Source organism: Allobosea sp. 10N428, from assembly GCF_056394545.1.
Genome location: NZ_JBFTIC010000014.1, coordinates 1 through 19,472, shown reverse-complemented (window position 1 = coordinate 19,472; position 19,472 = coordinate 1). Strand labels below are relative to the sequence as shown.

Here is a 19,472-nt window from a genome sequence, read left to right as displayed (position 1 = left end):
GCCTGGGTCATGCCGCCTCCGGAGGCGCCGTCAGCACGAGGCAGGTGTTCTGGCCGCCGAAGCCGAAGGAGTTGGAGAGAACCGTCTTCACCTTGGCCTTGCGCGCCTCGTTGGGCACGACATCCAGCGCAATGGCGGGGTCGGGGTTCGCGTAGTTGATCGTCGGCGGGATCGTGCCATTGGCGATGGTCAGGAACGAGATCACCGCCTCGACCGCGCCAGCTGCCGTCAGCGTGTGGCCGATCATCGACTTGTTCGAGGAGATCGGCAGCTCGGCCATGCGCTCGCCGAAGACGGCGGCGCAGCTCATCGCCTCCATCTTGTCGTTCTCGGGCGTCGAGGTGCCGTGGGCGTTGATGTAATCGACGTCATCGGGCGTCAGCCCGGCATCGGCCAGCGCATCCCGCATGGCGAGGATGGCGGGCTTGCCGTCCGGGCTGGAGCGGGTGCGATGGAAGCCGTCGCCGCGCTCGCCGCAACCGGCGACGATGCCGAGGATGGTGGCGCCGCGCGCGAGAGCATGGTCGTAATCCTCGAGCACCAGTGCACCGGCGCCCTCGCCCATGACGAAGCCGTCGCGGTTCTTCGAGAAGGGCTTGGCGGCGCCTTCCGGCGGGTCGTTCTGGGTCGAAAGGGCCGAGAGCAGCGAGAAGCGGATCAGCGCTTCCGCATGGATCGAGCCGTCGGTGCCGATGCAGAGCGCAGTTTCAGTCTCGCCGCGGCGGATGGCCTCGACGCCCATCTGAATCGCGGTCGCGCCGGAGGAGCAGGCTGTCGAGAGCGAGATCGGCGAGCCTTTGGTGCCGAAGCGGTCGGCGATATGGTCGGCGACGCCACCGAAGACGAAGAGTTCGTGCATGGGCGCGAATTTGCGGGTCGCGGCAGCACGCAAAAGGGCGTCGTAGTCGACCTCGCCATCGACGGTCTCGGCGAGTTCCTGCTTCTGCGGCCATTCCATCTCGACGGGCGGGACCGCCATGAACAGCTCGCCGGGAAAATCGCCGTCCTGGCCGAGGCCGCTCTGGTCGACAGCTTCCTCGGCGGCCAGCGTCGCAAGCTTCTCGGAGAGCTGCGGCGCGGTGAAGGGACCGTCGAACAGGAAATCGACGGTGCCGCCGATGGTGGTGCGCAGCCCTTCCGTCGGGAAGCGCTCGATGCGGTGGATGCCGGATTTGCCGGCGGTCAGAGCCTGCCAGTTGGCGTCCTTGCCCTGGCCCAGTGACGTTACGACACCGAGGCCGGTGACGGCGACGAGCGGGCGGCCCTTGGCATCACGATGCGTGGTCATGGCTTCAATCTCTCACGCTTGGACCAAATGCGCGGCACCTTCGCCACGCCAGTGGCCGGCGCCGGTGACGATCGCCTCTTTCGCCTGCCCCGCCGACAGGGCGATTGCCGCCAACGCCACCGAAACAGGGAAGGCGGCCTCGACGGCATGGCCGACGAGATCGCCGACGGCGATGCGCTTGGCGGAAGGGGCGGCCGCCTGCAAGGCAGCGGCCTCCTCGGCAGTGATGCCGGCGCAGCCGGTCGCGGCGGAGATGGCGAGGCTGTCCGGGCCGATCGCGCCGAAGGCACTGACGAGCTTCGTCAAGGCGGATTCGACGGTGCCCGGCGCGCGGCGGCTGCGGGCGGCGCCGGCATGGCTGAGCCGGGCGTGTATCTTGGCGCCCCGCGCGGCGGCGCGCTCGGCCGATTCCAGCACGAGGAAGGCGCCGGCGCTGCCGGTGATCAGGCCGGGCGCGTCTTCGCGCTCGAACACGGGCGCGAAGCTGTTGCGGCGGAGATAGCCACCGAGTTCGAAGAGCAGCAGCATGTCACGGCGCTCGGCATTGTAGGCGCCGCCGACGAGCATCAGGTCGGACTGGCCGGAGGCGATGCGGGCATGCGCCGTGCGGATCGCGTCGACGCCGGCTTGCTCTTCGCCCATGAACGTGCGCGACGGACCGGTGATGCCATGGACGATGGCGATGTTGCCGGCGAGCAGGTTGGAGAGCTGGGCCAGGAAGAGCGTGGGCCTGAGATCGCTCATCAGGTGCTCGTTGAGATAGGCGCCCGGCTCGTTCGCGCCGCGCAAACCGCTGAGGATAGCGGAATCGACGGCGTGGTCGCGCTCGCCGCCGCCGGCCGCGACGATGACCTGCAGGGCGCTCTTGGCCTCGGCATCCTCCTTCAGCCCTGCCGAGTCGAGGGCGAGCCCGGCGGCATAGACGCCGAGGCGCTGCCAGGGCTCCATCTGGCGCTGGTCGGATTTCTTCGGGATCTGCTTGTCCAGCTCCAGCGCCATCAGCGGATGGACGGGATAAGGCTTGAAAGTCTCGGTGTCGACGACCGGCGGACCGCCGGCTGCGAGCGCTGCAGCATGAGCTTCGACGCCTTCGCCCAGGCTGGAGGCGATGCCGATGCCGGTGATGACCACGTCGCGGCGGTTCATGGGGCAGGCTCCGGCGTCAGGCCGATGGCTTCGATGCGGCTGAGCATCAGCGCGCGCATATCGGCGGGGAATGGCATCAGGCGGAAGCGGAGCTCGGCATCGCAGATCGGCTTGCCGCCGCTGGTCAGCTTCGCTTTGGTTGCCGCGTAGCCCGAGCCTTCGATGATGAGTTCGGCGCTGGCTTCCAGCTCCGTGTTCGGCTCGACGAAGGTGCGGAAGCGCGCCTTGTCGACCGTCATCAGGAACGGCATCTGGCTGAGCCCGTTGAGGCCAAGCAGCAGATAGCCCGAGGCCTGCGCCATGGTTTCCGTCAGCAGGACGCCGGGCACCAGCGGGTGGCCCGGAAAGTGGCCCTCGAAGACCGGGCTTTCCGCGGGGACGGTGGAGCGCGTGACGATGCGCTTCTGCGACGGATCGAAGGTCACGACCCGGTCGATCATGTCGAAATATTCGAGGCGCATGCGATCCTTGGTCTGCTGGGCGCCAGAACGGCGCGAGGCCGCAGCACGGATCAGCTGATCCGCGCGACGGCCCCTATGCTCTATCGGGAGCGACGCTTCGGCTCAAGCCCGGCAAGCCTGCTGGCTCCGACCGAGGCTTTCACGCTTGCGTCGTCACGCCTTCTTGGCGGCGACGAGGTCGTCGATGCGCTTGCAGAGGTTCTCCAGCACGAAATACTGCTCGGCCGGGGCTTTGCCCTCGTTGACTTCCTGCGTCCACTGTTCGAGCGGCAGTTTGATGCCGAACGCCTTGTCGATCGCGAAGGCGATGTCGAGGAAGGCGAGGGAATCGATGCCGAGGTCTTCGATCGCGTGGCTCTGCGGTGTAATCTTCTCGCGCGGAATATCGCAGGTTTCGGAAATGATGCCGGCGACCGTCTCGAACGTGGCGGACATGCTGCGGGTGCTCCCGTCTGTTGTCGGTGATGGCGGACGACATCCGAGCGCGGGATTGTCGCCTGCGCTTGCCCCTAGTCGCCACCGAGGATGACTGAAATGCCCCCTTACACTGCGGCGGGCGTGAGGACAACCGGGGCCGGCCCTCAATGCATCATGGCCGGCTTGCGCCGGCCATGACCTGCTTCGGTGCTGCTATCCAGATCAGGCGGCGAGGCCGCGCAGGACGTAGTGCAGGATGCCAGCGTTCTTGAAGTAGTCGATCTCGTCCAGCGTATCGATGCGGCAGAGGATCGGCACCTTCTTCACCGAGCCGTCGGCATAGGTGATCTCGGCTTCCATCATCTGGCGCGGCTTGACGTTGGCCAGGCCCTTGATGCTGACGAGCTCATCGCCCTTGAGGTCGAGCGAGGCCCAGCTGGTGCCTTCCGCCAGGGTGAAGGGCACGACGCCCATGCCGACCAGGTTCGAGCGGTGGATACGCTCGAAGCTCTGGGCGATCACCGCCTTGACGCCGAGCAGATTCGTGCCCTTCGCGGCCCAGTCGCGCGAGGAGCCGTTGCCGTATTCGACGCCGGCGAAGATGACGAGCGGGACGTTCTCCTGCTTGTACTTCATCGCCGCGTCGTAGATTGGCAGCTCTTCCTTCGACGGGTAGTGGATGGTGTAGCCGCCCTCGCGGCCGTTCGGGCCGAGCATGTGATTGCGGATGCGGATGTTGGCGAAGGTGCCCCGCATCATCACCTCATGGTTGCCGCGGCGCGTGCCGTACTGGTTGAAGTCGGCGACCGCGACGCCGTTCTCCGTCAGATACTGACCGGCGGGCGAAGCAGCCTTGATCGAACCGGCCGGGGAGATGTGGTCGGTGGTGATCTTGTCGCCGAACAGGCCGAGGATGCGGGCACCGGCGATGTCGGTGACGGGGTCCGGCTTCTGGTGCATGCCCTGGAAATAGGGCGGGTTCTGCACATAGGTCGAATCATCGTCCCAGGCATAGGTCTCGCTCTTGGGCGCGTCGACCGCCTGCCAATGGGCATCGCCCTTGAAGACGTCGGCGTATTTGGCCTCGAAGATCGCGCGGGTGACGTTCTGCTGGATGAAGCTCTGGATCTCCTTGTTGGAGGGCCAGATGTCCTTCAGATAGACGTCCTTGCCGTCCGAGCCCTGGCCCAGCGGCTGCGTCGTCAGGTCCATCTGGACCGAGCCAGCGAGCGCATAGGCGACGACCAGCGGCGGCGATGCCAGGTAGTTCGCCTGCACGTCCGGCGAGACGCGGCCCTCGAAGTTGCGGTTGCCGGAGATGACGGCGCCGGCGATCAGGCCCTTCTCGTTGATCGTCTTCGAGATCGGCGCCGGCAGCGGGCCGGAATTGCCGATGCAGGTGGTGCAGCCGAAGCCGACCAGATTGAAGCCGAGCGCGTCGAGGTCGGACTGGAGGCCCGCCTTGGCGAGATACTCAGCCACGACCTGCGATCCCGGCGCCAGCGAGGTCTTGACCCAGGGCTTGGCCTTGAGGCCCTTGGCGACCGCATTGCGGGCGAGCAGGCCGGCCGCCATCAGCACCGACGGGTTCGAGGTGTTGGTGCAGGAGGTGATGGCGGCGATGACGACGTCGCCATGGCCTAGATCGAAGTCCTCGCCTTCGACCTCGACGCGGCGCGAGAGTTCGCCGCCCTTCTTGTAGTCGGTCTCCATCGCAGCGGCGAAGCCGGCCTTGACAGCGGAGAGATCGACGCGGCCTTCGGGGCGCTTCGGGCCGGCCATCGAGGGCTGGACCGTCGTAAGATCGAGCTCGAGCGTGTCGGTGAAGACCGGATCGGCGGTCTCGCGGGTGGCGAAGAGGCCTTGCGCCTTGCTGTAGGCCTCGACCAACGCGATGCGGTCCGACTTGCGGCCGGTGGTGGTGAGATAGTCCAGCGTCTCGGCATCGACCGGGAAGAAGCCGCAGGTCGCGCCGTATTCCGGGCCCATGTTGGCGATCGTGGCGCGGTCGGCCAGCGTCAGGTTGTAGAGGCCGGGGCCGAAGAACTCGACGAACTTGCCGACGACGCCCTTCTTGCGCAGCATCTGGGTGACGGTCAGCACGAGGTCGGTGGCGGTGATGCCTTCCTTGAGTGCGCCGGTCAGCTTGAAGCCGATCACCTCCGGCAGCAGCATCGACTGCGGCTGGCCGAGCATGGCGGCTTCCGCCTCGATGCCGCCGACGCCCCAGCCGAGCACGGCGAGGCCGTTGACCATGGTGGTGTGCGAATCGGTGCCGACGAGCGTGTCGGGATAGGCGACCTCGACCTCGACGCCGTCGATGGTCTCGTTACGGGTCCAGACGGTCTGGGCGAGGTATTCGAGATTGACCTGGTGGCAGATGCCGGTGCCGGGCGGGACGACGCGGAAATTGTCGAAGGCGCCCTGGCCCCATTTCAGGAACTTGTAGCGCTCGGCGTTGCGCTCATATTCCAGCTCGACGTTCTTGGCGAAGGCCTTGGGCGAACCGAACTCGTCGACGATGACGGAGTGGTCGATGACCAGATCGACCGGCACGAGCGGATTGATCTTCTGCGCATCGCCGCCGAGCGCCTTGACGCCGTCGCGCATCGCGGCGAGGTCGACGACCGCCGGAACGCCGGTGAAGTCCTGCATCAGCACGCGGGCCGGGCGGAAGCCGATCTCCTTGCCGGCCTTGCCCTTGTCGTCGAGCCAGCCGACGAAATTCTCGATGTCGGTCTTGGTGACCGAGCGGCCGTCCTCGAAGCGCAGCAGGTTCTCGAGCAGCACCTTCATCGAGAAGGGCAGCTTCGAAATGCCGGGCAGGCCGTTTTTCTCGGCATCGGGGAGGGAATAATAGGTGTAGGTCTTGCCGCCGGCGGTGAGCGTCTTGCGGGCTTTGAAGGAGTCGAGCGAGGCCATGTCGGGCTTGATCCTGATCAAGGGGTTGCGGTCACGACCGGCCCGCCCTTGCGGACGACGCCGTTCGAAGGCCTAATGCGCATGACGCGCGCGCCGCCTCGGGAGTGCCCGAGCCCCGCGCCGGATCGGCGTGCGGCGTAGCCGCGGGTTCTATAGAGCAATTCCAAGAAGCGCGCTAGATGAACGAGATGTGGTCGAACCTATCGTCGGCAGCGCTGCCTTGACTCAAATTTCATTCCCGCCGACGCGCCTCTTCGCCGAGAATCTCGCCTGCCGCCGCGGTGGCAGGCTGATCTTCGAAGCGCTGAGCTTCGACCTCGGATCCGGCGAGGCGATCGCCCTGACCGGGCGCAACGGCGCCGGCAAGTCGAGCCTCATCGCCATGCTGTGCGGCCGGCTGCAGCCGGATGGCGGCGTGATCCGGCTCGAAGGGGGCGAGGATGACGCCCATCTTGCCGAGGTTTCGCATCTGGTCGGTCATCGCGACGGGCTGAAGACGGCGCTGACAGCGCGGGAAAATCTTACCTTTGCGCAGTCCGTCCTCGGTGATGCCGCTCTCACACCGGATGGCGCGCTGGCTGTGGTCGGGCTTGCCCATGCAGCGGAACTGCCGGTGGGCTACCTCTCGGCCGGGCAGAGGCGGCGGGTGGCGCTGGCGCGCCTCCTGGTTTCGCGCCGTCCCTACTGGCTGCTCGACGAGCCGATGTCGGCGCTCGATACCGCCTCCCAGGCCATGCTCGCCGGGTTGATGCGCGATCATCTGGTGGCGGGCGGCGCGATCCTCGCTGCGACGCATGGCCCTCTCGGTCTCGGTGGGGCACGCGAACTCAGGATCGGGCCATGAGCCGGGCTTTCATCGCGATCCTGAAGCGGGATCTCGCCCTGGCGTCGCGCGCCGGTGGCGGAGGAGAATTGGCGCTCGTCTTCTTCCTCACGCTCGTCGTGCTCGTGCCGTTCGCGCTCGGGCCGGATCTCAACCTGCTCTCGCGGATCGGCCCCGCAATCCTCTGGCTCGGCGCGCTCCTTTCGGTGCTGATCGGGCTAGACCGGTTGTTCCAGAGCGATGAGGAGGACGGCTCGCTCGATCTGATCCGGGCTTCGCGGCTGCCGCTCGAACTCGCCGTGCTGGCCAAGGGGCTGGCGCATTGGCTGACGACCGGCCTGCCGCTGGCGCTGGTTTCGCCGCTGCTCGGCCTGCTGGTGGCGTTGCCGGGCGAGGGCGTGCTGCCACTGGTCGCGACGCTGCTGGTCGGCACGCCGGCGCTCAGCTTTATCGGGGCGGGCGGAGCAGCTCTGGCGGCGAGCATCAAGCGCGGCGGGCTGATCGTGCCGGTGCTGGTCGCGCCGCTGACGGTGCCGGTTTTGATTTTCGGGGTTTCGGCCGCCAATGCGGCCGTTGGCGGCACGGTCCCGTTCCTGACACCGTTCCTGATCCTGTGCGCGATCTCGCTGGCAGCCATCGTCGTGGGTACGATCGCCGCGGCCGCGGCCCTCCGTCAGGCCGATTGAATGCCGCCGCCTCTGGCTCCGCCGAGCTCGACCGCACAGCCGCATTGCGCGGCGAGGCGCGCGACTGTGGCGACGATGGCGTCGAGATCGACCTCGCCGGTGTCGTGCCGGCTGCGAATCTCTTCGGCTGTGGCGTATAGATCGATGACGAGGGACTGGCTGGCTTTCGAGCGGATCGCCTGCTCGACTTCGCGCTGGACCTCGTCGGATAGCTGAAGCCGCATCTTCATCCCCCGCATCCAGAAAGGCAGGCTAGAGGATCGGTCTGGGGCTTGCAAGCAGCGGGAGCAAAAACTGCAACCGCTTCAATGCGATAACTATTAGCCGGCATCGGTCAACGGGCACCTCTCAAGGCACAATTCTGGGCACGATCGGGAATTCCGCCGGTTCGACAAGGGTTTGGATCGAGGGGCGCCACCGCTCATACGCGCAGCTTCGTGATGTCGCAGCCGGGCTCGGGCGCATTGCTTGGAACGGGTCGAGATTGCTAAAAGCTCCGATCATGGCACCTGCGCCCCGGATGACCCCGCCAGAACGATGGCCAGCCTGATCGACCTCGCCAATCCGACGCGCTTCATGCGCTTTTCGGCCGTGCTGCTGCCCTGGCTGGCGGCCGCGGCCGCGCTGCTCATCGTCGCCGGCCTCTATCTCGCCTGGCAGGCACCGGCAGATTACCAGCAAGGCGAGACGATCCGGATCATGTTCATCCATGTCCCGGCTGCCTGGCTCGCCATGATGTTCTACTCGATGATGGCGCTCTCGGCGCTTGGCACATTGGTCTGGCGCCATCCTCTGGCCGATGTCGCCCAGAAGGCGGCAGCACCGGTCGGGGCCTGCTTCGCGCTGGTCTGCCTGATCACCGGCGCGCTCTGGGGCAAGCCGATGTGGGGCACCTACTGGGTGTGGGACGCGCGGCTGACCTCGGTGCTGGTGCTGCTGCTGATCTATCTCGGCATCATCGCGCTCTGGCGCGTGCTGGACGAGCCGTCGCGGGCGGCGCGTGCCGTGGCGATCCTCACCCTCGTCGGCTTCGTCAACGTGCCGATCATCAAGTTCTCGGTCGACTGGTGGAACACGCTGCACCAACCGGCTTCGGTGCTCCGCATGGGCGGGCCGACGATCCACCCATCCATGCTCTGGCCGCTGCTGATCCTGGCCGTTGGATTCACGCTCTTCGCCCTCGCGCTGCATATGCTGGCGATGCGGGCCGAGATCATGCGCCGGCGGGTGCGGACGCTGACGATCCTCGAAGCAGAGCGGCTCGACAGACTCGCGGTGCAGGGATTGCCGGCATGAACGTGCTTGTCGAAAGCATCGGCCCGCATGCCGGCTTCATTCTCGCCGCTTACGCGGCGGCTGCGCTCATTCTGATCGGGCTGACGCTCGCGACCCTGCGCGATCACCGCGCCCAAAAGCAGGCGCTCGATGCGCTGGAGCGTCGCGGCGCCGGCCGCCGCTCTGGCCGGGAGTCGTCATGAGTCAGACCGAAACCGCGCCGCGGCGGCGTTCACCGCTGCTTTTCCTGGTGCCGCTGATGATCTTCGGCGCGCTCGCCATCGTCTTCGGCATCGGGCTGTTTTCGGGCGATACGAGCAAGGTGCCGTCGGCGCTGATAGGCCGCATCGCGCCGGCGATCACGCTCGCGCCGCTGGAAGGGCTGCAGCGCGACGGCCAGCCGGTTCCGGCTTTCGGCAATGCCGATCTCGCTGGCGGACGGACGACGCTGGTCAATGTCTTTGCGAGCTGGTGTGCGCCCTGCCGGGTCGAGCATCCCGTGCTGATGGGCCTTGCCGAGACCGATGCGGTGAAGCAGGGCAAGGTCGCGCTGGTCGGGATGAACTACAAGGACGAGGCCGAGAATGCTCGCCGGTTCCTCGGCGCGCTCGGCAATCCGTTCTCCGCCGTCGGTGTCGATCGCGCCGGTCGGTCGGCGATCGAGTGGGGCGTCTATGGCGTGCCCGAGACCTTCGTCATCGGGCCGGACGGGCACATCCTTGAGAAACATGTCGGCCCGCTCGATCAGCAGGCCGCAGCCAAGCTGCTGCAGCGGGCGCTGAAGGCGCGGTGACCCGAGCGTCTGCTGCCGACAAGGGCGTGCTATCCTGAAAGAGATTCTCGGGTCTGCGCTGCGCTTCGCCCGAGAATGACGCGCTTCAGGCCGCGCGCTTGGAACCGACGAGGCTTTCGAACAGGCCGCGTCCATCGGTGCCGCCGACCAGCGAATCGATCAGGTTCTCCGGATGCGGCATCAGGCCGAGAACGTTGAAGCCGGGCGAATAGATGCCGGCGATGTTGTTGAGCGAGCCGTTCGGATTGGCTTCGGGCGTGACATTGCCCTGCGCATCCGCATAGCGGAAGGCGACGAGGCCTTCGCCTTCGAGGCGGGCCAGCGTCTGCGCGTCGGCGATGTAGTTGCCCTCGCCATGAGCAATGCAGACGTCGATCGCCTGCCCCTGCGCATAGGCGCGGGTGTAGGGCGTGTCGCTGCGCTCGACCTTGAGGTGCTGGCGCTTGCAGACGAACTTCAGATTGGCGTTGCGCACGAGGATGCCAGGCAGGAGCCCGGCTTCGCAGGCGATCTGGAAGCCGTTGCAGATGCCGAGGACATAGCCGCCGCGGGCGGCATGCGCGCGGGTCGCGTCCATGATGTGGGCGCGGCCGGCGATGGCGCCGGTGCGCAGATAGTCGCCATAGGAGAAGCCGCCCGGCAGCACGACGAGGTCGATACCCTCAGGCAACTCGGTATCGCCATGCCAGACATGGGAGACTTCGGCGCCGGCCTGCTTCAGCGCCTTGGCGACGTCGCCGTCACGGTTGGAGCCCGGAAAGGTGATGACGGCGGCCTTCATGGGTCAGGCTCCGATCTCGACGCGGTAGTTCTCGATCACCGTATTGGCGAGCAGCTTCTCGCAGGCGGCTTTGAGCGACGCTTCGGCCGCCGCCTTGTCGGAGCCGGCGAGCTCGATGTCGAAAACCTTACCCTGACGCACGGAGCCGACGCCGTCGATGCCGAGCGACTTCAGGGCGCCTTCGATCGCCTTGCCCTGCGGATCGAGCACGCCGTTCTTCAGGGTGACGGTGACGCGGGCTTTCATGAGGTTCTCCGGACGAGATTTGTTGCGGGTGCCTTAGAGCATGTTCCGCAAAAGTGGAAACCACTTTTGCGATCAGGATATGCTCAGCCTATTGGTTTTGCGCGAATTCCCTTCGTTCGGCTGACACCAGCCCAACGGAAAGCGCGCGGAACGATCGCGGCCGGCTCAACCATTTCCCGCCGTTTCACGTGAATCAGCGGCTGCGCCAGGCGGCCTCGGCATCCCGCCACGCGGCTTCGGCGGTGTCGCTGACGCCGAAGGCCAGCACGAGTCGGTTCGCTTCCCGGCCGTAGAGAATGGCGGTGACGGCCTGGCGCCCCGGCGTATCCAGCGAGCGGATCGTGACGAGGATGCCGCGTGCCTCGGCCGAATCGAAACGTGCGACGTCGGTTGCGCTGCGGGGCGCCTTCGGCTCGGCATTCTTTTTCGGGTTCCGCTGTGCCTTGCGGCGTTCGGCGGCCTTCGCCGCCGCCTGCCGGGCGAAAGCTTCTCCGAGGCGTGCGGGGCTTTCAGAGAGAGCCCGTTCCATGTCGCGGGCCTGCTCACCTTCCAGCGCAATGACCGCGGCAAAACCCTGCTGGACGCAGGATTCGCGCGGACAGAAGACCATGGCGCGGGCTTCGAGGCCCTCGTTCAGCACCCAGGAGCCGATCGGCAGCCGGTGCCAGCCCGCCGATGCGGGCAGCTCGGCGATCCCGGCGCCGAACTGGTTTGCACAGCCGGCGAGCAGGAGAGCGCCGGCGGCGAAAAGGGCCGTGACGTGAAAACGGGAGCGCATGCGCTCCCGTCTCGTAGGCGATAATGGCGGAGCGATGGCGCTCACTGCACCAGGCGCGGGCCGGTCGGGCCGGGATTCTCGTTCTCGCCCAAAATGCCGAGGCGGCGGGCGACCTCCGAATAGGCCTCGATCAGGCCGCCCATGTCACGGCGGAAGCGGTCCTTGTCCATCTTGTCCTTGGACTTGATGTCCCAGAGCCGGCAGGAATCCGGGCTGATCTCGTCGGCGACGACGATGCGCATCATCTCGCCTTCCCAGAGGCGGCCGGTCTCCATCTTGAAATCGACGAGGCGGATGCCAGCGCCGAGGAAGAGGCCGGAGAGGAAGTCGTTGACGCGGATGGCCAGCGCCATGATGTCGTCGATCTCCTGCGGAGTCGCCCAGCCGAAGGCGGTGATGTGCTCTTCGGAGACCATCGGGTCACTGAGCGCATCGTTCTTGTAATAGAACTCGATGATCGAGCGCGGCAGCTGCGTGCCTTCCTCGAGGCCGAGGCGGGTCGCGAGCGAGCCGGCGGCGATATTGCGCACGACGACTTCGAGCGGGATGATCTCGACCTCGCGGATCAGCTGCTCGCGCATGTTCAGCCGGCGGATGAAATGCGTGGGCACGCCGATGTCGTTCAGGTTGGAGAAGATGTGCTCGGAGATACGGTTGTTGAGCACGCCCTTGCCGTCGATCACTTCATGCTTCTTGGCATTGAAGGCGGTGGCGTCGTCCTTGAAATGCTGGATGAGCGTACCGGGCTCGGGTCCTTCATAGAGGACCTTCGCCTTGCCTTCGTAAATGCGACGGCGGCGATTCATGGGGATGTACCGTGGCTTGAGGAAATCCAAAGGTTGCCCTTCTCTGGACGCGATGAGGTCGCGGCGGGATCTTGGCCCCTGATCTTGTCGGTCCTGCCACAGCCCGGCGATCCGGTCGGGATCGATCTTCGAGCCGGCGCAGGCGCCGGTAGTGCACGGGATGCCCGAGGGCACCCATGCGCCTGCTATATGGAGCCTCCCGGCCGTAAACGCAACAAAACGCCTTTCGGCCGCGCAAGAAGGCTTAAGCGAGGCTGAATAGGAGCGATCAGGCTGGCTCTCGGCGCCCCGACATCCTATATGATCGATCAGTGCTAATTCCCGCCCGCGAGAGGACATGGACGCCGCATGACGACCTTCGATCAGCGCAAGGACGCCTTCGAGAACAAGTTCGCCCATGACGAGGAGCTGCGCTTCAAGGCAACTGCCCGGCGCAACAAGCTGCTCGGGTTCTGGGCGGCGGAGAAGCTCGGCAAGAGCGGCGCGGACGCCGAGGCCTATGCCAAGTCCGTCGTCGTCGCCGATTTCGAGGAAGCCGGCGACGAGGATGTGGTTCGCAAGGTCAAGAACGATTTCGCGCTGGCTAACATCAACGCGTCCGACGCCGAGATCCGCCGCGTGATGACCGAGCTATTCCTGAAGGCCGCCGAGGATATCCAGGCCGGGCGCTGACGCATCCCGGCAGACGCAGGACGTCTCTGAAACGGGCGCATGGGCGCCCGTTTGCATTTCCGGGCCGGCCGGGTCCAACGTGCGGAAGCCTCGCGCCGTCCGAAGTGCGGGCCTTGAAACGGATGAACGCACCATGGCCAAGCCCACTGTCCTCTCCTCCCTCGCCGATCGTTTCGCAAAGGGCGACAGCATCGTCTCGGCCTGGTGCGGGCTGCCCGATCCCTCGATCTCGGCGATTCTGGCGCAGGAGGATTTCGACGCGATCACGCTCGACATGCAGCATGGGCCGATCACGCTGGGCGAGGTCATCCGCGCGATCCCGCTGATCAATGCCGCGGGCAAGCCGGCGATCGCGCGCATTCCGGTCGGCGAATTCCAGAACGTCTCGAAGCTATTCGATTCCGGCGTCTCCGGCGTCATCGCGCCGATGATCAACACCATGGAAGACGCGCGGCGCTTTGCGGCCTACGCAAAATACCCGCCGATGGGCGAGCGCAGCTGGGGCAGCTATGGTGGCCTCGGCGCCTCCGGTCTCGACCAGAACAGCTATCTCAAGGCCGCCAACGGGTTCTCGCTGACATTCGCGATGATCGAGACGCGTGAGGCGATGGCGATCGTCGACGACATCCTGGCGCTGGACGGCATCGATGCGCTGTTCGTCGGTCCCTCCGACCTGTCGATCGCGCTGTCCGGCGGCGCGCAGGTCGATGCCACCGCCCGCGAAGTCGACGAGGCGCTGAAGCATGTCGTGGCGCGCGCTTCCGCCGTGAACAAGCCGGTCGCGCTCTATGCGGCGACGGCCGAGCGGGCCAGGCAAGGTCTCGCCATGGGCGCGCGCATGGTGACGGTGATGAGCGATTCGACGCTGCTGCGGGCGGCGGCGCAGACGGCGCTCAAGATCGTGCGCAGCTAGAGCCCGTCTGAAAGCTCCCGGCCCTCACGCTGAGGAGGCCCGCGAGGGCCGTCTCGAAGGATGGGGCTCGCGGAGCTGCCAAACGGCTTCTTGGCCAGTTCAGGCGTTGATGCCCTCGCGGCGCTTCAGGATGGCGTAGTAGGCCCAGAGCAGCCGCGCGGCGACGCCGCGCCATGGCCGCCAAGCCTCGGCCATAACCTGCAGCTCTGCCGCTTTCGGCCGCTCGGTGAGGCCGAAAGCGTGCCGGGCGGCTTCCTGGATGGCGAGATCGCCGGCGGCGAAGCCGTCGCGATGGCCAAGGCAGAACAGCAGATAGACATCGGCGGTCCAGGGGCCGATGCCGGAAATCGCGGTCATCTGCAGGTGGACCCCCTCAGGCGTCGCCTGTTCGAGGGCCTCGAAAACGAAGCGCTTCTCGACGAGCGCAGTCGAGAGCGCGAGCAAAGTGCGCTGCTTCGGCCGCGATAGGCCGGAAAGGCGCATGTCCTCGTCGCTGGCGGCGAGCATGCGCTCCGGCGTCAGCGGGACGAAGACGCTCTCGAAGCGATTCCAGACCGCGCGCGCGCTGGCGACCGACAATTGCTGTGAGACGATGATCGAGGCGAGGCCGGTAAAACCGCCTTCGCGCAGCCTGAGCGGCGGCAGCCCGGTGCGCTCGACGATGGCGTGCCAATGCGGATGCAGGGCAGCCAGCGCAGCCATACCTTCTTCAAGATCGCTGTCGCAGGTGATTCGTTCGGTCATCGCATGAGCATTGATGAAGCAGGAGTCCGCCTGCGTCAGCAGCAGGGCTTGCTGCTTGGCTGGCAGTACTGGGCCTCCTAGACAAGAACGATGGCGTTCATACCACCCGATTCCCGCAAGCCGATCTTCCGTTTCGCGCCAAGTCCGAACGGGCGGCTGCATCTCGGCCATGCGCTCTCGGCCTTGGCCAACGAGTCACTGGCCGAAAGGATCGGTGGGCGCCTTCTTCTGCGGATCGAGGATATCGACCTCACCCGCTCGCGGCCGGAGTTCGTAGCGGGGATCGTCGCGGATCTCGATTGGCTCGGAATTCCGTTCGAACCGGATATCCGCAGGCAGTCCGAGCATTTCAACGATTACGCGGCGGCTCTCGGTGCCTTGCAGGAACGCGGGCTGGTCTATCCCTGCTTCTGCTCGCGGCAGGACATTCGCGCCGAGGTGGCTCAGCGCGAGGTCGAAACGGGGCGGCCCTGGCCAGTGGATCCCGATGGGGCACCGCTCTATCCCGGTCACTGCAGGACGCTTGAACCGGATGAGGCGACGCGGCGCATCACGGCCGGCGAGCCGCATGTGCTGCGTCTCGATATGGCCAAGGCTCTGGCGATCACCGGCAACGAGCTGAGCTATACGGTTTTCGACGGCGAAGGCGGTATCCGGATCGTCTCGGCCCGGCCCGAACGCTGGGGCGACGTCGTGCTTGCCCGCAAGGACGTGCCGACGAGCTATCATCTCGCCGTTGTCGTCGACGATGCCTTGCAGGACGTGACGCATGTCGTGCGCGGCCACGACCTCGAAGCAGCGACCGATATCCATGTCGTGCTCCAGCACCTGCTCGGGCTGCCGACGCCGCTCTATCATTTCCATCGCCTGCTGCTCGACGAGGACGGACGCAAACTCGCCAAGAGCCGGCTCTCGGAGAGCCTGGCGGAACTCAGGGCGAAGGGGGCCCGCCCGGCCGATATTCGCCGGCAACTGGGCTTCGCTTGAGCCCTAGCCAACGCCGAGGAACGTCAACCAGGCAGCGGTCGTGAACAGCGAGAGCAAGGTCGAGAGCGTGATTGCGCTCGAGGCGTCGGCCACGCCCTGCCGGTAGCGTTCGGCGAAGAGATAGGCATTGATCCCGCAGGGGCACGCCGCAAACAGCACCGCGACGCCCGACCAATGGGCGGGCATGTCGAAGATTTTCGTCGCGAGCCAGTAGACCAGGAGCGGGTGCAGCCCGAGCTTCAATCCGCTCAACACGGTCGGCAGGGCAAGGCCCGATTCCAGCCCGTAGCGACGCATGGCGATGCCCAGACTGATCAAGGCGCAGGGCACGGCAGCACCGGCGAGCAGATCGACCAGTGTCCAGGCCGGCTCCGGAATCTGGCCGACGAAGGGGCGCACGGCCGAGCCGAGCAGGATGCCGACGATGATCGGATGGGTGAAGAGCCGCTTGATCAATTGCGGAATCGAGGCGGAACGGCCCTCGGCCAGGAGCGTCGCCACGGTCATCGTGACGGGCAAGTGAATGGCGAGCAGTAGACCGAGCGGGACGGCGCCGGCATCGCCGTAAGCCTTCAGGATCATCGGTACGCCGACGAAGACCGTGTTCGACTGGGCGGCGGCGAAGCCTGAGACCACCAGCTCCGGCCCTTTCCGTGCGAAGAACTTGCTCGCGATGAGCATGGCCAAGGCCCAGACCACGGCGAGCCCCGCGAAATAGGCGATCCAGTAGCCCCAGGGCTGGGTCGCGGGGATGTCGGCCTTGGCGAGCGTGCGGAACAGCAGGCAGGGAACCGCCAGCACGAAGACGAAATCCGACAGGCCTTCGCCAGTCGTCTCACGCAGCAGCTTCGACCAGCGCGCGAAGTAGCCGAGGCCGATCAGCCCGAAGACGGGCAAGACGACGAGGAAAGAGGCGAGCATCGGCCGGGGACCCGCGTGACGAGAAAAAGCGCCTGTTCAGGCGGTGTCGCCTCGGGGCAGCTCTGTCAAGCGTCAGATGCCTATCGGCGCCTTGATCGCCGAGCGGTCATGCGTTCAGCGCAATTGAGCGATCGCTCCGCCCGCCTTCTCGATCAGCCCGCGAATTTCATCGCGCTGACGTTTGAATTCGGCGAGCATCGGCCCCTGCAATTCGCGCCCGCGCGGCACGCGAATCTTCAATGGATTGACGAAGTTTCCGTTGACCAGCACCTCGTAGTGCAAATGCGGTCCTGTGGAGAGGCCGGTCGAGCCGAGATAACCGATGACCTGGCCCTGGCGGACCTTGGCGCCCGGTACGATGCCGGAAGCGAAGTTCGATTGGTGCGAATAGGTGGTGACGTATCCGTTGGCGTGCTGGATCTCGGTGTGCTTGCCGTAGCCCGAAGACCAGCCGGCCTTGGTGACGACGCCATTGCCGGCGGCAAGGATCGGCGTGCCGATCCGATTGGCCCAGTCGATGCCGGTATGCATCTTCGAATAGCGCATGATCGGGTGGTAGCGCATGCCGAAGCCGGAGCGCAGCTCGCCGTCGGCAATCGGCTTGCGCAGCAGGAACTTCTTCAGCGACTTCCCTTCTTCGTCAAAATATTCGATCAGCCCATCTTCGGGGGACTGGTAGCGGAAAACCCGGCGGCTTTCGCCGTTCACGGTCAGGGTCGCGGAGAGAATCTCGCCGCGCTCGCCCTCGTCGTCCTCGGTGAAGATCACCTCCAGATTGTCGCCGCCATGGACGCGCTGCTGGAAGTCGAGATCGTAGGAGAAGATCCGCACGAGTTCGTCGATCAGCGGTCGCGGTAGATCATGGCGCGCGCCGGTCTCGTAGAGGCTCTCATAGAGGCGGGCGCCGCCGGTGCCCTCCTCGTCGTCGTCGTCCCCATCCGCCTCCTGGCGTTGCGGCCGCTGGAGAGTAAGATTCTGACGGGGCAGATCGACAGTGACGTAGGCGCCCTTGTCGTTCATCGCGATCGTGCCGTCCGGCTGTCCGTTGCTCAGCAGCGAGACTCGCATGATCTGGCGGCCGTCGCCCGGACGGGGGCCTGGTGCGTAGAGCACCTGCAGAACCTGGCCGTCGGGAAGGGCCGTCGTCCGAACCTTGCCGCCAAAGGCCGTCATCATCGCCCGGACCTGATCTGGCGTCGCGCCGGCGCCGCGCAGGGCCTGCTCGAAATTCTCGCCGCGCTTGGCCATCACCAGCTTGTCCTCGACAAGCGGCTCGCGGGAGGCAGGGATCGGCGTCTTCGGCGCGTTGGTCACGTTCTCCGGGACGACGCGTACCTCGATGCCGGAGAAGCGCGTATCCGTGGCCGGCGCATAGGCAAGGATGTCGCCGCTGCCGGCGGTCGCGCCGGTCAGGGTGCGGCTGAGCATCAGCTGTGGCGGAATCGGCAGGGCGCGCTGGCGGCCGGAGTTGGCCAGATTGGCGCGCTCCTCTTCGACCTGGGAGATGATGTCGTTGTCGCTCAGCTGCGGCTTGCCGGCGGGGGTGACGATGTCGCCGAGGTCGCGTTTGACGATGGTGACGTCGGCATCAGGCATGTCCTGGGCCGGCTCGGCATAGCGCTCTTCCGGCTGGCCGCCTTCCGCGAAAAGCCGCAGCGGATTGAAGGGCGGGATATTGCTCGCATAGACGCCGGTGGTGAGCGAGAGGTCGGACGCCAGCCGCACGAAGGGGCGGACGCGGATGACTTCGCGGTTCCCGACCTTCTGCGACATCGGCGCCCTCAGCGTATGGCGCGCCGACATGATCGGCTGGTCGGCGACGAGCTTGTCGGCCTTGCGGGCCCCGCCGCCTTCTCCCGCGGCCGACGAGCTACGCACGGCCACCGTTTCGGGCTGCTCCGGGTAGCTGGTGTCGCCACGCATCGCGACGAGTATCGCGGCACCAAGCAGCGCCGCGCCGCAGGAGCCGACGAGCGCGCAGGCGAAAAGCCATCGCAGCGAGACACCGCGCCGGTCGAGCGGTTGCTGACGGGATTCGGCGGGCTGGATCGGCGGCTCGATCCCGAGATCGACCAGCAGAGCCGCAGCCTCGGGGGCGAGCGGTTCGACTGGCTGAGCGAACTCGGGATGGGCGTTCATATCGTGCGGGCTGCTTCTTGCGGGCGGTTCTGCGTGCGGGGTGCTGGATACCTCGGTGGCGTGCTCCGCCGCGGCGAAGAAGCCTTGAGCGCAATCTGACGAAAGCGCGCAAGACCATGCCCGTGCCGGAAGCGGGAATCAATCCGTCCAGCCACGGGCTGCCTCCTGTGCGGAGCGATTGCGGCTGTTTTGGGAAGCGCAGCGAATATGGTGCGACACAGCTCGCGCGCGAGCGCAAGTGAGCGCACTTGCGATGCCTTGTCACGATAGGCGGCCTGAGGAAATGCCAGTTGGGTGTGGCCGCGTGGGCCGGTCGACTTTCACCTGGAGGCGGGAGGCGCTCTCGTTGTCGATCCGGACCGAGACCGAAAGCCCGATGCTCGCGGCATCGAAACACGGCACGGTGGTGAACCCCGGCCAAGTGTCCAGAAGGCCGCGAAATCGGCCCTTCTTGCGGGCCTCGGAAAAAGAAATGCGCTCCGTCAAAAAAACTTCATGAGCGTGTTGACATGCGTTCTGAGGGTGGCCTATAAGCCACCCATCGAGACGGCGCCGCCGCTGAGCGGCGCCTCTTCTGCGCTTCCTAAGGACGCTGGGGCTGAGGCCGGTTCGCCGGGTGAAGTTCTGTCGGTTTTGTTGAAGCCCTGCTGCTTGAAAATTGAAGACAGAAAGAG

21 protein-coding genes are annotated in these 19,472 nt (G+C 66.2%); 8 read left to right on the top strand and 13 right to left on the bottom strand.

What is annotated here, in order from left to right:
* Positions 1-7 precede the first annotated feature (7 nt).
* The 5 genes from AC1DDA_RS25410 to acnA form a co-directional block, all read right to left on the bottom strand.
* Positions 8-1,288 carry a beta-ketoacyl-ACP synthase gene (locus AC1DDA_RS25410; protein WP_476797854.1) on the bottom strand — a complete coding sequence of 427 codons (1,281 nt, stop codon included), beginning with the start codon at positions 1,286-1,288 and terminating at the stop codon, positions 8-10.
* A gap of 12 nt (positions 1,289-1,300) precedes the next feature.
* On the bottom strand, positions 1,301-2,434 hold the full coding sequence (locus AC1DDA_RS25405) for a beta-ketoacyl-ACP synthase (protein ID WP_476797853.1): 1,134 nt from the start codon (positions 2,432-2,434) through the stop codon (positions 1,301-1,303).
* Positions 2,431-2,895: a 3-hydroxyacyl-ACP dehydratase FabZ family protein gene (locus AC1DDA_RS25400; protein WP_476797852.1), complete on the bottom strand. Its 465-nt coding sequence runs from the start codon at positions 2,893-2,895 to the stop codon at positions 2,431-2,433. Before AC1DDA_RS25400 ends, AC1DDA_RS25405 begins: the two co-directional genes overlap by 4 nt.
* Positions 2,896-3,048: 153 nt before the next feature.
* Positions 3,049-3,330, bottom strand: a complete 282-nt coding sequence (locus AC1DDA_RS25395; protein ID WP_047580420.1) for an acyl carrier protein — start codon at positions 3,328-3,330, stop codon at positions 3,049-3,051.
* 204 nt (positions 3,331-3,534) lie between these two features.
* On the bottom strand, positions 3,535-6,234 hold the full coding sequence (gene acnA, locus AC1DDA_RS25390) for an aconitate hydratase AcnA (protein ID WP_476797851.1): 2,700 nt from the start codon (positions 6,232-6,234) through the stop codon (positions 3,535-3,537).
* 220 nt (positions 6,235-6,454) lie between these two features.
* On the opposite strand from acnA, the gene ccmA reads away from it, so the two are divergent.
* On the top strand, positions 6,455-7,078 hold the full coding sequence (gene ccmA / locus AC1DDA_RS25385) for a heme ABC exporter ATP-binding protein CcmA (protein ID WP_476797850.1): 624 nt from the start codon (positions 6,455-6,457) through the stop codon (positions 7,076-7,078).
* A complete protein-coding gene (gene ccmB / locus AC1DDA_RS25380) occupies positions 7,075-7,743 on the top strand; it encodes a heme exporter protein CcmB (RefSeq protein ID WP_476781026.1) in 669 nt (222 codons plus the stop codon). The genes ccmA and ccmB overlap by 4 nt, the downstream gene beginning before the upstream one ends.
* Here the strand turns inward: ccmB and AC1DDA_RS25375 are convergent.
* Positions 7,731-7,973, bottom strand: a complete 243-nt coding sequence (locus AC1DDA_RS25375) for a hypothetical protein (protein ID WP_476797849.1) — start codon at positions 7,971-7,973, stop codon at positions 7,731-7,733. The genes ccmB and AC1DDA_RS25375 overlap by 13 nt on opposite strands.
* A gap of 307 nt (positions 7,974-8,280) precedes the next feature.
* Here AC1DDA_RS25375 and AC1DDA_RS25370 point away from each other — a divergent pair, with 307 nt between their 5' ends.
* From AC1DDA_RS25370 to AC1DDA_RS25360, 3 genes are read left to right on the top strand one after another with little or no spacing between them, the layout of a single operon-like run.
* Positions 8,281-9,039 carry a heme ABC transporter permease gene (locus AC1DDA_RS25370; RefSeq protein WP_441514295.1) on the top strand — a complete coding sequence of 253 codons (759 nt, stop codon included), beginning with the start codon at positions 8,281-8,283 and terminating at the stop codon, positions 9,037-9,039.
* On the top strand, positions 9,036-9,221 hold the full coding sequence (ccmD, locus tag AC1DDA_RS25365; RefSeq protein WP_476797848.1) for a heme exporter protein CcmD: 186 nt from the start codon (positions 9,036-9,038) through the stop codon (positions 9,219-9,221). Before AC1DDA_RS25370 ends, ccmD begins: the two co-directional genes overlap by 4 nt.
* Positions 9,218-9,811: a DsbE family thiol:disulfide interchange protein gene (locus tag AC1DDA_RS25360; protein WP_476797847.1), complete on the top strand. Its 594-nt coding sequence runs from the start codon at positions 9,218-9,220 to the stop codon at positions 9,809-9,811. Before ccmD ends, AC1DDA_RS25360 begins: the two co-directional genes overlap by 4 nt.
* Before the next feature lie 85 nt (positions 9,812-9,896).
* Here AC1DDA_RS25360 and purQ read toward each other — a convergent pair whose 3' ends face one another.
* From purQ to purC, 4 genes are all read right to left on the bottom strand, one after another.
* Complete coding sequence (gene purQ, locus AC1DDA_RS25355) at positions 9,897-10,592, bottom strand: phosphoribosylformylglycinamidine synthase subunit PurQ (RefSeq protein ID WP_476797846.1); 696 nt, start codon at positions 10,590-10,592, stop codon at positions 9,897-9,899.
* Between the two features lie 3 nt (positions 10,593-10,595).
* A complete protein-coding gene (purS, locus tag AC1DDA_RS25350; RefSeq protein WP_441514299.1) occupies positions 10,596-10,838 on the bottom strand; it encodes a phosphoribosylformylglycinamidine synthase subunit PurS in 243 nt (80 codons plus the stop codon).
* A 193-nt stretch (positions 10,839-11,031) separates the two neighbouring features.
* Entirely contained in the window at positions 11,032-11,616 is a 585-nt protein-coding gene (locus AC1DDA_RS25345) for a hypothetical protein (protein ID WP_476797845.1), read from the bottom strand.
* 41 nt (positions 11,617-11,657) lie between these two features.
* Positions 11,658-12,452 carry a phosphoribosylaminoimidazolesuccinocarboxamide synthase gene (purC, locus tag AC1DDA_RS25340; RefSeq protein WP_265056972.1) on the bottom strand — a complete coding sequence of 265 codons (795 nt, stop codon included), beginning with the start codon at positions 12,450-12,452 and terminating at the stop codon, positions 11,658-11,660.
* A gap of 318 nt (positions 12,453-12,770) precedes the next feature.
* Between purC and AC1DDA_RS25335 the strand changes: the two genes are divergently transcribed.
* Together AC1DDA_RS25335 and AC1DDA_RS25330 are read left to right on the top strand one after the other, a co-directional pair.
* The gene (locus tag AC1DDA_RS25335) at positions 12,771-13,094 is read left to right on the top strand and encodes a DUF1476 domain-containing protein (RefSeq protein ID WP_441514301.1); all 324 of its coding nucleotides are present in this window, start codon (positions 12,771-12,773) and stop codon (positions 13,092-13,094) included.
* Between the two features lie 133 nt (positions 13,095-13,227).
* Positions 13,228-14,007, top strand: coding sequence for an HpcH/HpaI aldolase family protein (locus AC1DDA_RS25330; protein WP_441514302.1), 780 nt, complete (start codon positions 13,228-13,230; stop codon positions 14,005-14,007).
* Positions 14,008-14,106: 99 nt separating this feature from the next.
* Here the strand turns inward: AC1DDA_RS25330 and AC1DDA_RS25325 are convergent, their stop codons facing one another.
* Positions 14,107-14,751 (bottom strand): DNA-3-methyladenine glycosylase family protein, encoded by a 645-nt coding sequence (locus AC1DDA_RS25325; RefSeq protein WP_476797844.1) that lies wholly within the window; start codon positions 14,749-14,751, stop codon positions 14,107-14,109.
* 90 nt (positions 14,752-14,841) lie between these two features.
* On the opposite strand from AC1DDA_RS25325, the gene gluQRS reads away from it, so the two are divergent.
* Positions 14,842-15,738 (top strand): tRNA glutamyl-Q(34) synthetase GluQRS, encoded by an 897-nt coding sequence (gene gluQRS / locus AC1DDA_RS25320; protein ID WP_476797843.1) that lies wholly within the window; start codon positions 14,842-14,844, stop codon positions 15,736-15,738.
* A 3-nt stretch (positions 15,739-15,741) separates the two neighbouring features.
* On the opposite strand, the gene AC1DDA_RS25315 is transcribed toward gluQRS, so the two are convergent.
* On the bottom strand, positions 15,742-16,659 hold the full coding sequence (locus tag AC1DDA_RS25315) for an AEC family transporter (RefSeq protein ID WP_476797842.1): 918 nt from the start codon (positions 16,657-16,659) through the stop codon (positions 15,742-15,744).
* 114 nt (positions 16,660-16,773) lie between these two features.
* Positions 16,774-18,798 carry a peptidoglycan DD-metalloendopeptidase family protein gene (locus tag AC1DDA_RS25310; RefSeq protein WP_476797841.1) on the bottom strand — a complete coding sequence of 675 codons (2,025 nt, stop codon included), beginning with the start codon at positions 18,796-18,798 and terminating at the stop codon, positions 16,774-16,776.
* Positions 18,799-19,472 lie beyond the last annotated feature (674 nt).